The organism is Lewinella sp., from assembly GCF_050633125.1.
In the GTDB taxonomy this organism is placed as follows: Bacteria; Bacteroidota; Bacteroidia; order Chitinophagales; family Saprospiraceae; genus Lewinella.
The window spans coordinates 1-11,080 of record NZ_JBOEFX010000127.1; the positions used below are offsets into that span (position 1 = coordinate 1).

The window sequence follows — 11,080 nt, forward strand, 5'->3', positions numbered from 1 at the left end:
ATCAAATCACTGCCGGGGCTAACGCAAAGTTCGTTATCACAGTCAATTGGCTCATACTCCAGTAGGGGAGTAGCCTTGTCGAGTAAGGTATTGATAGTAGCGTACAGTTGTTGCTGCTCATCAAAGGCAGGCTCTAGGTCATTACTGCCGTCAAAGGCTTCGGTCCAAGGCGCAGCTTCCCAACTGTCGGTAACAGTACTCAAGGCGTAAGCTTGGATAGCATAGGCAATCCCTTCGTAATTTGGAACCTCAGCATCAGCAGCTTGGCGCGCCAGGATATCAGCATTCGCCAATACACGGAGGTAGAGAATACTCCAAGCGCCTCCCATCCGGAAGTTCTCAAAGTAACCAAAATAAGAAGCTGTCTGTTGGGTGGCCTGTGCCGCTTGGTAAGACACCGAATACTGAGCATCAGCTAACCGATATTCAATAGCAGGAAGTAAGGACGCCAAACCTACCTCTGTGAGGTTATTGGGGTCATCGTTGATGTCCAGATAGTCTTCACAGTTGGTAAGTGAAAAGACGAGGAGCAACAAGGGGATAATATATTTGAAATGCTTGCGCATAATAATCAGTTTTTTGTAAAATAAAAGAGATACTAGAAGGTCAGGTTCAGGCTGGCAGTATAAGTACGAACGCCCGGTGTCTGAAGACCCGTAAATCCGTAAATACTAGAGCCTGAGCCGAGGTAGTTGGTCTCTGGATCAAAGCCACGGAAGGGCGTATTGATAAAGAGGTTGTTACCTGTGAGGGTTACCCGTGCGGTAGAAATAAATTTACCACCTCCGAGTATAGATTTAGGTAGATCGTAGAATACACTTACCCGGCGGATACGGAACCAAGAAGCATCTTCGAGGATCACTTCTGCTGCACCGTTATAGCGAGCGAAACTACGATAGAGCGTCTCTCCTGTAATTTCTACCGGTTGCGTATTGGGTTCACCGGTTGCGGTAACACCATTAAATATAACCTCTTCATAACGACGAGCCGTTTGTTCAAGCAGTCCGTTACGAATGCTGTTACGGATGCCCATGTCTACCATGTCGCCACCATCACGCCATTCCAAAAGAACCGATAAGCCCACGCCTTTGTAGCGGAACGTATTAGTAAGCCCAGCAGTGAAGTTGGGCAAAGCATTGCCTACTTTTACTAGCGTATCCAGGTTTAGTGATGGGAAACCATCGCTGCCAATGATTAAATTGTCGGCATCGTCGCGATTGAACGCATAGCCATATAAATCCCCTACTTGTCCGCCGGGAACAAGCTTGTAGGTGATTCCTCCAGTGCCTTCAAAACGAACAATCTCCTCGATACCTTCACGGATAGAAACTACCTCGCCGCGGTTGCGGGTATAGTTTAGAGAAGCATCCCAGGTGAAATCACCACGTTTTACTGGTGTAGCATTCAGCAGTACTTCAATACCTTTGTTTTCAATTTCTCCAGCATTGGTCAAGAAGCGCGAGAAGCCGGTAGTATTAGATACTGGAACCTGCAAAATCTGATCTTTAGAATTCTGCTGGTAGTAAGTGAGGTCTAATCCTAGGCGATTGTTGAAAAAGCGTAAATCAAGTCCGACTTCCGAAGAAGTAGTCGTTTCTGGCTTTAGGTTGAGATCGCCGAAAACAGAATTGAGGCGGAAACCGTTGGTGCCAAACTGCGGGAAAGCAGGGTCCTGGCCGTAGAGGGTTCCGATAAGGTAAGGGTTGGTATCTTTGGCTACCTGTGCTACCGATCCGCGAACCTTCGCAAAACTTACGAAGTTAGGCAGGCCCATCAAATCGGAAAGTACTAATGACAGGCTCGCTGATGGGTAGAAGAAGGAACGGTTTTCGATCGGCAATGTGCTCGACCAGTCGTTACGCCCCGTAATATCAAGGTAGATAGCGTTGTCGAAATCAATACTCAAGAGGCCAAAGCCACTGACGATCCGGCGCAAAGACTTACTGTTGTCAATAAAACCAATTTCGGTATTGCTGAGGTGGTAGAAATCAGGCTCAGTGAAGCGCTCTCCGCGCACGTTGGTAGATTCGCTGCGGCGCTCATTCATTTCGTGGCCCAGCAACAGATTCGCACCAATTCTCTCTGTAAGTTGCTTTTTGAAATTCAGGGTCAGCGTGCCGTTGAATTGGCGCTGATCAATGTCTGTTTCAATAATGAAACCACCCACCTGAGACGAAAGATCCAAACCGGCAGGTACAATACGCACCCTGGAATCATTGTAGAAATCCAGACCAGCCCGGTAGCTCAGTGTAAACCAGTCGGTAGGCTCATAAGTAAAGCCCATATTCCCCAAGAAGCGATCTACATCGTCTGTGAGGGTAGAGAATTCAGCGAGATAACGGGGGCTATCAATGATTCCGTTGGAATAGTCCCGCTGGGTACCGTCGGCGTTGATATAATCGTTAACATCGAAACTGGTCACGTGGTAGCTAAGGGAAGATAAGATTGATTTGTCGCCCGAGTGCGGCTTGTTACCACCCGAGTTGGTATAGTTAACCGAGCCAGTAAACTTGAGCTTGTCAGATGCTTTTACCGTACCTGACAAACGCCCGGTAAGGCGGCTCCAGGTAGAGTTAGGAATAATACCTTCCTGGTCGAGGTAAGAAAAAGACGTAGCGAAGGTTGCCTTGTCTGTTCCTCCCGAAATACTCAGCGAATGATCTTGCGAATAACCACTTTGGAAAAAGTCGTCAATGGGGTCAAATTGAGGCGTGAGACCACTATATACCTTAGGCCCAAATTGTTGGAAGCGCAAAGGTGAGCCACTACCAGTGAAACGTAGGCGACCAAAACGGCCTTCACGATAGACCTGTTGGTATTCAGGGCGTTTCGCAATTTCTGAAACACCATAAGACGAATTTAAGGAAACTTGAGCCTTACCTGCTTTGCCTGTTTTGGTCGTGATCAGAATAACACCATTGGCTGCACGAAGACCATAAAGTGCCGTTGCAGCAGGGCCTTTTAGTACCGAAACACTGGCAATATCTGCTGGATTGATATCCGCTGCCCTGTTGGTGAAGCTGGATTGTTCGGAACTGCTGGGAGAGTTTGAACCTGCACTCGGGAGGTTGTTGCCTGAAATAGTGCTGTTGTCAATAGGTACACCGTCAACTACAAAAAGAGGCTGGTTGTTGTCACCAAAAGAGGTAATACCTCGGATGACGATGTTAGCACCAGCACCAGGAGCACCAGACGAACTGTTGATCAGTACGCCAGCAACTTTCCCTTGCAAGGAGTTTACCAGGTTGCTCTCTTGCGTGGCAGTGAGTTCATCACCATTGAGCTCCTGAACGGCATAGCCCAGGGCTTTTTTCTCACGGGAGATACCTAAGGCAGTTACGACTACTTCGTCCAAGCGAGTCCCCGCAGTCATGGAAAGATCAATAAGGTTACGACCGTTTACAGCGACCGTTTCGGGGGTGAAACCCGTGTAAGAAAAAACGAGGGTAGCGTCTGCTGGGACCGACAAGCGGTAATTGCCATCAAGATCCGTAATGGTACCGGTAGCAGTACCCTCTACCAGAATATTGACACCAATCAATGGTTGGCCGTCTGCATCATCGGTAACTGTACCTGTTACCGAAATGTCCTGAGCCAGGAGTGGCACTGTGCCCAGTAAAAGCAGGGTGATTAAATACTTCATTTTAAAAATTTTAGTGAGTAAAAGTAATGTGCCCTCTTAAAGTGAACCAATGGTAGGAAATTCATGGATCACCGGAAGGGTATTTGTTAAAAGCAAAATATTTTGGGTTTTCAAATACAAAACCAATGGTAGAATAAAGTAAACCTGACGCCTACATTAGTATTTGTCAGGAAATCCCAAAACGCCAAAAAAATAACCAGTACGAGTGGAGGCTACTCCATCGCATGATACTCTTGAAAATGTCTAGTGAAAAGAAACCAAGCCAAGAGAATAGATGTAGGAACACCTATGGTTTAATTAGGTATACTTCTCTCTAATTCACAATAAAATATTATGAAAAAATGGCTGGTAAAATATGATGTTCTATAAAATCCAGTGAGGCAATGTTAAAGCTTTTATTCCTATTCTACAAATAAGTGTCGATCTTAAAAAGTGTTCTCGGGCAACTTAAAGTTGTCCGAGAACAAAATATTTACTTCCGTATCCCCGGCACACCTTCCGGCGCAGCCTGGTGCCACTCAAAGGCAGGTGCTTTGCGCGCCTGTGGGTACACCTCGTCCAGGTTTTCCGCATTGAAGAGGCGGCCGTTCTTCATGACCATTTCTACAGTATTGGAATTGCGAATGTCTTCCAGCGGGTTTTTACCCAAGATGACAAGATCGGCAATCTTACCAGGTTCAATACTACCCAGGTCTTGTTCCAAACCTATAGATTCGGCACCGTGAATAGTGGCTACTTTCAATGCGTCATGTTCTTTCATGCCACCAGATTGTACGCTCCACAATTCCCAGTGATAGCCCAATCCTTGCAGCTGTCCGTGAGAACCAACACCTGCCAAACCACCGGCTTCTACCAGGTCTTTGACAAATACAGCGTGGTCTTCAAATACATGCTCTTCCTTCATAAACCAACCCGCATTACGACGGCGAGATTTGGCATCAAGCTCTGATTTTGGCGTGTAGAAATTGAGCTTGGGATCACCCTGCACATTTTCTGTCGCATAGTAGTAATTCTCCGCCCAAGGGCCACCATAAGCTACCAGCAGGGTAGGGGTGTAGGTGGTACGCGACTCCGATACAAAAGCTTTGAAATCTTCGTAAAGCGGGTAGATTGGAAAGGCATGCTCGTGCCCAGGATAGCCATCCAGAATTTGGGTGACGTTCAGTTTGAAGTCCAGCCCGCCTTCGGTGGTGGGCATCAATTCCTGCTCCTTGGCGGCCATGATGATCCACTGACGGTGCTGACGGTTACCCGTGAGGTACATCTTGATGGTCTTCGTGTGGTAATACTCCGAGTACTGCTTCAGTACTTCGCGTGCTTGATCGAGACTTTTGATGTTGTAAGACCAGAAGCCCACACCGGGGCCGGTAGAGTATACCCGAGGGCCGTACATCATACCCGCGTCCACCATGTCGGCGTAAGTAAGTACATCGGTTGTTGCCGTTTGTGGGTCACGCGTAGTCGTAACGCCATAGGCGAGGTTGGCCGCATAAATCCAAATCTGATTTTTGTGAATGCCCCATGCTGGCCACATGTGGGCATGGGTATCTACGAAACCAGGGATAATGGTTTTGCCACTCATGTCCATCGTTTTGACACTACTGCCAACGGTGATACTGCCGGCAGCTCCCACCTGCTTGATGCGATTGTTTTCGATGAGGATCTCCCCTTGCTCGAAGATTTCATCACCTTTCATGGTGATCACGCGCGCGTTGCGCAGGAGTACCGTACCTTGGGGGATATCCCGTGGTACTTCTACTTTGATGCGTAGCTCTGCGGCTTCGTAGGGCTTATCTTCCTCTTTCTTCTCCTCGTCCTTTTTTTCTTCTTCTTTCTCCTCTTCTTCCTCGTCCTCTTCGCCGCCTTCTTCTTTTTTCTTGGCAGCGGCAGCTTTTTCAGCAGCAGCGGCTTTCTTTTTAGCGGCGATTTCTTCGTCGCGGGCTTTGCCTGCAGCTAGATCGTAGGAGAAAAAGGCGTTTCCTATCGACCAGTAAACCAATTTGGCATCATTGCTCCAGCTGGGGAATTCTCCGCCTATTTTGGTGAGTTTCCGCGCTGGGAAAGCGGCCTTGCTAGCGTCAGCTACATTGATGGTAATGGTTTCCCCACCGAGGTAAGGAATCGTGACGGTGTAAATCTCATTGTTGATTTTGGCCATGGCCTGATCACCTTGCGGTGCCATCATTATTACCGAGGCATTAGAAGGTTTCTTTTGCGGCTCTGTTACCGTTTCCGGAAGCCTGTGATGGTGATCGAGGATATCATGGATAGAACCATAGGTAGTGATTCCCGTAACCTTAACGATGGTCTTCTCATCAGTACCATCCCAACGGATAGACTGAAGCCCTTCACGACCATACAGGTAGATACGGTCTTTGCCCTGGACAAAATGAGGAGTAGCCCGGTTTTTGCTTTTTTCAATCAAGTGACTTTCGCCGCCACTAGCAGCAATCCAACGGAGTTCATCCTGCGTACCGAAGGTGAAAGGACTGTCACCGTCTTTGTAGGTTTGCTTGCTACCTTTCATAAAGACAATGCGGTCTTTGGTCAGACTCCAAGCGGGTTCAGAGTAGACACCGGCCATTTGGGTCAGTCGGGTAGGGGTGCTGCCGCTTGCTGCGTTTACCTTGTAAATATGACCTCCATCTGTATCATTCCAGGTCACAAATGCGATCTGTTTGCCATCGGGGCTCCAGGTAGGCATGGCTTCCGTATAGTCGAAGTTAGTCACACGGCGTGGGCTACCATCAGGAAGATTCATGACGTAAAGACGGTTGAGTGCCGTGAAGGCCACCTGCTTGCCATCAGGAGAAACCTTGGAGTCGCGGATTTGGGTCACCGTCATCATCGGATCATCACTGATCGGGTAGTTGAACTTCAGGCGCGGCCCTACTGCCAGTTCCTCATCCACCTGGAAAGGGATGTTCACCGCATCGCCACCATCCATAGGCAGGCGGTAGATTTTTCCGCCGTAAGAAGCGATCAAATGCTTGCTGTCAGGCGTGAAAGACATGGCCGGAAGTACGCCCAGCGGCGCGATAGATTCCTGTTCATCTCGTTGTACAGGATAAGCCAACCACTTTTCATCACCGTTTTCAAGGTTGCGCGCCATCAGGCCGGTTTCGTCGTTCCAGCGGCTACCGTACACCAACCATTTGCCATCAGGCGAAAGGGTAGGCGTGAAGGCCGATCCATAGCGAGCAGTTTGGGTGGCCGTTTTTCCGGTTTCGCGATCGTAAGTGGCCAGTTGATATTGTGGAAACTGCGCATTGTACTGCCAGGCTCCCCTGCGTTGAGAAAACCAGATGTAACGCTCGTCGGCACCGAAGGCTGGCTCTACCGTTTTCAAGGTTTCCGGTTTTTTGATCAACTGAGCGCCCGATCCGCCGTCGCGGTGATAGAGGTGTAGCTTGAGGTTACGGGTACCTTTACTGACGACGATGTACTGCCCGTCGGGTGTCCATTCGGCCGATTGCATATTGTTATTGTTGCCTTTCGTAACCTGGGTGCTGTCTCCTTTTTCAAGATCCATGATCCAGGCGTTGTTGCCGCCGCTGCGATCAGAAAGAAAAAGGAGTGATTTGCCATCAGGCGAAAACTTCGGGTGCGAATCAAAGGCCAGGCCTTCCGTGATACGGGTAGCTTTTCCGCCAGTAATGGGTAGCGTATACAGGTCGCCCAGCATATCAAAAGCAATGGTCTTCCCGTCGGGGCTGACGTCGAGCGAAAGCCAGGTGCCATTGTCGGTATTGATGCGGATGCTGCGGGTAGCCTCCAGCGGTAGCGGTTCTTTGCTGTCTTCTTTTTTGACAGAATCCTGCTGAACGGCAGTCGTATCGGTTTGGCTAAAACCACTAATACTCAGCGCGAGTATCAGGATAGAAAGTAGGTATTTCAACATAGTGAACAGAATGAGTTAAGCTGATTTTTGAATTGTAATCCTGGGATGGAGGACTATACTGAGGCAAAATAACACATTCTATTCAAGTGGCGGAGACTTTGCAGGGGGTAGCGGGGCTGGTGCAGTGAAGGTGCAGCACTGACCGGCTGATTAGATATTTTTCTGTGTAATTGAATTTATTTATTCAACCCGGAAAGATGGCCTAAACCAAGCGTAATTGCTGCTACTAAGGTCAACCAACAATTATTAAAGAATTTCAGATGTAAGATTTCCTAAACACCATCTAACCATCAACCAACCTTTACACCCTTACCCTTTTTCAACCCTTTCAACCGTTTGGAGCCTCCGCTGCTCTCCCGGAGGTCGTTGGCGGCGGGCTGTACGTTATTATGTGCTCGCTGCGCTGTGCGCATACCACTACCATCCCTAGGCCCTGCGCGCTCCGCTTGCCGCGCTCACCTGTTCGGTTCGCTGATTGAGTGGGCCACTTCAGTTTTTCGAATGGAGACCTGGTAGTCGAATAAAAAAGCTTCTCTATTTGCAATTTTGTGATTAAGTCACCAGTTTGTTTTCTTGTTGTGTGAATAAAACAAAAAGTTTATCAGTTCTAAAGCAAACGTCGCTCTCTAACATAGAAATTGAACCCATTACTCATCGTGGTGAAAAACGATGGGCATTATATCTAGCCATAAAGCTGGCTTATCAACGAGAAGAAGTTGTTTTTTTACGCACCTTGGAGTCTGCTTACTGGCACAAAGCCGAAGGTTGCTGGATAATGAAAGCCAGTGAGGGCAACCTGCTGGCATTGCAGCAACGCTACGAGTATTGGGAGCAATCGGATTACGAAAAGTTGAAGGGAATACTCACAACACCTGAAAATAACTCGTTGGCCAATGCTTCATCAGGGCCACAAGGGCTGTGCGCGCGAGTTGTTGCCCAGCCAACACTGGAAGATTGGCTCAAAGTCAATTTTCCGTACCGGGTAGATACGATTGCGGCGGTGAAGCGGATCGCTGGCCGAAGGTATTCAAAAGCAGAAGGGGGCTGGCTTATCCCTAATAATATCCAGTTGGTCAAGGAATTAGCGGGACATTTCTCTGACCTTGGTGTTGCTTTATATTATCAGGGCGTTAAAATCGCCATTGGGTTGGATAGGCGTGATTGGTCTACTAGGCAAAAACATCTGTTGAAAGAGCTGGAAACGAACCAGGAAAGCATCGTTCGGGCCTACACAGATTTGCTCATTGGTATACGCTATAGCTGGAGCACCATCAAAACCTATACGGCTTGTTTCAGGAGGTACCTGGAGCATTTTGGAGAAGAAGGTTTAGCAGGCCGAAAGCGGGAAGAGATTCAGGATTACTGTAATGAGTTAGCAAAAAGCAATATCGCTTTGTCTACGCTCAATCAGCACATCAATGCCATTAAATTCTATTATGAGAAGGTACTCAACCAACCAAGAACGGTATACGAACTCAAGCGACCGCGAAAAAATAGCCGCTTACCGAGTGTACTATCAGCAGGAGAATTAAGGCGACTATTTGCTACGATCGAGAACAAAAAGCATCAAACGATGGTCTACATCGCTTACAGTGCAGGCCTTCGGGTGAGTGAAGTCTGTCAATTACAAACCCGCGACATTGATTTGGAACGATTGACGATTCATGTTGTAAACTCGAAGGGAAGTAAAGATCGAATAGTGCCTTTAAGCCCTGCGATGGTTAGCTTGTTACAATCTTATGTTATTGATTATCAACCAACAGCGTGGCTATTTGCCGGACAGGCACCGGGAGAGCCTTATTCTGTCCGCAGTTTACAGACGATCTTCCGAAGGGCCAAGGAGAAAGCTGGTGTCCGGAAGGCTGTTACTTTTCATTCTTTGCGGCACAGTTATGCTACTCATTTGCTAGAATCGGGTACGGATGTTCGCCTTATTCAGGAACTTTTGGGTCATAGCGATATTAAAACCACGCTAAGGTATACCCACGTAAGCCAACGCACGCTGCAAAGCATTCGCAGTCCTTTTGATGATCTTTTTTCGTAAAAATACGTCAAAAGGGGTATTTTGTTCGCATATAAGTAAGTTGTTCAAGATACTCCGCTGCGCTCCGCATCTTGAACAATGTTTTTCGGGCAAGCCCGTGCTGCACAAGCTTCTCCGCTGCGCTCCGAACCTCGTACAACACGGGACATACGGAAATTCAAAAATTTTCTCGGCTGCGCCGGAAATTTCCGAACTTCGCATGTCCCGAAAAACGTTAGCGGCAATCAGATAAATACTATTTTAGAACTATGAGGAAATTTAGTATGGTCAGAACTCATCAAATTGAATAAATACGTCAAATCATAAAGACAAGAGAAGAGATTCTAATATCAAGAGTTCGGTTCTATTTGTCGATGAAAATGATGTAAATTGTATGGAATTAACGCAAAAGAACGGATCATGTTTCATGAAATAAATACAACTCGAAAGAGACCTATTCTTATTTTTATCGGCCTACTGTTCATTGGATTATCTGCCTTTAGTCAAGAACAAGCAGATGTGGAGAATCGGACGCAAGACAGTATCGAAACTATTGTAGAAAAAGTTATAGTGAAGTTTGATTTTTCTAAGCGTAGAAAACGGCTAAATGACGTCTATAGGGATAGTGTTAATTTGGCCAAAATGAACTATTTATATGAAGAATTACATAGTGATTTAGATCTTAGACTGAGAATTGATGTCTATAGATACACATGGGGTGCCCAAATAGCGTTTGACAGACATTTTGCAGGAGCTCAAGACCTACGAAGTTATCTGAAAAGCAAAGATGTGAGTGCTTTAAACCCATACTTTTTCGATCAAATTGATTTGATTGATATAACTGATGAGCAATTTAGAAATGGGGATTTTGATCGTTTGGAATTTATTCTGTTTAAAGAGAATTCTATTATAAAGGAAAAAAGATAAATTAATACTGCCGCTAACTTAGCTTGTGCGACAAGCCTCGTACTTCGGCCTGCGCACAAGCCTGAGTTCTCGACAATTATAATGAGATGAAAATAATTGTAAATCCCAAGGAATTAGAGTTTAGGAATGAATATGATTCTCAGTTAAATGTTTACTATCAAGGAGAACCATTTAGCGGAGTTTTCAAATATGGATATGAAGAAATCGAATATAGATTAGGTCAAGCGACCCATGTAATAAGATATTTTCATAATGGGAGAAAAGAATCTGAGGAGTACTTAGAGAATGGCTCTAACTTAGAAACATACACTTGGTATGAGGATGGAACTGTAAGAAGTGAATTTAAATATGATTATTCATTCTTCAATAAACCAGGGATCGTATTAAAAACAGGGTTTTCACTCTTCCCTAATGGAAAATTAGAATCTAAGTCTGAAAAAGGAATATCTAAATCATTTTCTCCAAGTGGAGAATTAGTAGTCAATGCTAAGTATACACCAGAAGAGCAGTATTACAAAGAATACTATCTTAATGGAGTATTAAAGTACCTTAGTTTACCGTCAATTAACGTGAGGTTGGGGCTATT

5 protein-coding genes and 1 pseudogene are annotated in these 11,080 nt (G+C 46.3%); 3 read left to right on the forward strand and 3 right to left on the reverse strand.

What is annotated here, in order from left to right; translation table 11 throughout:
* From ACRBG0_RS24515 to ACRBG0_RS24525, 3 genes are all read right to left on the reverse strand, one after another.
* Positions 1 to 566 (reverse strand): SusD/RagB family nutrient-binding outer membrane lipoprotein (locus ACRBG0_RS24515; RefSeq protein ID WP_431489476.1); only part of this gene is annotated, 566 nt, incomplete at its 3' end.
* A gap of 32 nt (positions 567 to 598) precedes the next feature.
* Complete coding sequence (locus ACRBG0_RS24520) at positions 599 to 3,643, reverse strand: SusC/RagA family TonB-linked outer membrane protein (RefSeq protein ID WP_431489477.1); 3,045 nt, start codon at positions 3,641 to 3,643, stop codon at positions 599 to 601.
* Positions 3,644 to 4,115: 472 nt separating this feature from the next.
* Positions 4,116 to 7,544 carry an amidohydrolase family protein gene (locus ACRBG0_RS24525; RefSeq protein WP_431489478.1) on the reverse strand — a complete coding sequence of 1,143 codons (3,429 nt, stop codon included), beginning with the start codon at positions 7,542 to 7,544 and terminating at the stop codon, positions 4,116 to 4,118.
* A 580-nt stretch (positions 7,545 to 8,124) separates the two neighbouring features.
* Here ACRBG0_RS24525 and ACRBG0_RS24530 point away from each other — a divergent pair.
* From ACRBG0_RS24530 to ACRBG0_RS24540, 3 genes and pseudogenes are all read left to right on the forward strand, one after another.
* Complete coding sequence (locus ACRBG0_RS24530) at positions 8,125 to 9,588, forward strand: tyrosine-type recombinase/integrase (RefSeq protein ID WP_431489479.1); 1,464 nt, start codon at positions 8,125 to 8,127, stop codon at positions 9,586 to 9,588.
* 399 nt (positions 9,589 to 9,987) lie between these two features.
* Complete coding sequence (locus ACRBG0_RS24535; RefSeq protein ID WP_431489480.1) at positions 9,988 to 10,494, forward strand: hypothetical protein; 507 nt, start codon at positions 9,988 to 9,990, stop codon at positions 10,492 to 10,494.
* 86 nt (positions 10,495 to 10,580) lie between these two features.
* Positions 10,581 to 11,080 (forward strand): annotated as a pseudogene (locus ACRBG0_RS24540) (hypothetical protein); the annotation flags it as partial.